At 53.5% G+C, this 542-nt stretch carries 2 tRNA genes; both read left to right on the forward strand.

The window, feature by feature from the left end:
- Positions 1 to 20 precede the first annotated feature (20 nt).
- Positions 21 to 96, forward strand: a tRNA-Ala gene (locus tag ACN5AZ_RS18725).
- Between the two features lie 100 nt (positions 97 to 196).
- Positions 197 to 273, forward strand: a tRNA-Ile gene (locus ACN5AZ_RS18730).
- Positions 274 to 542: the final 269 nt, after the last annotated feature.

The raw sequence follows: 542 nt of genomic DNA on the forward strand, positions 1-542 counted from the left end.
CCCCATTGGGGGATCAGCAAGGGGCCTTAGCTCAGCTGGGAGAGCGCCTGATTTGCATTCAGGAGGTCAGGAGTTCGATCCTCCTAGGCTCCACCAAGACAAAGGCCCTTGTTTTAACCACGTTGGGCTGGTCCCTCTCGGGCCATTCCTGCGGAATGCCCTGCCGGGACGACGAGTTTTGCTTCGCAAAAGCTCTGGGTCGGTAGCTCAGGTGGTTAGAGCGCACGCCTGATAAGCGTGAGGTCGGAGGTTCAAGTCCTCCTCGACCCACCATTCTTTTGGCTACGCCAAAACGAATGGTACGCGACAGGGTATTTTGCGCAGCAAAATGTCCCGAAAGCGCACCGCGCCAATCTTCGATCAGATCGATAAGCACCTTCGGGTTCTTATCCGTCCGATTGGACACGCTGCATTCGCAAGAATGTCAGCACCTAATTCACATCGTATAGAGAGAAATCAATCAACATTGCTTGATTGCCATAAGTGTTTGGCAATCTCAGTGGGTCTTCTTCGGAAGAGGTTGCAAAGAGGTCTAGCCGGCT

This window comes from Sagittula sp. SSi028 (assembly GCF_048553715.1).
Taxonomy (GTDB): Bacteria; Pseudomonadota; Alphaproteobacteria; order Rhodobacterales; family Rhodobacteraceae; genus Sagittula.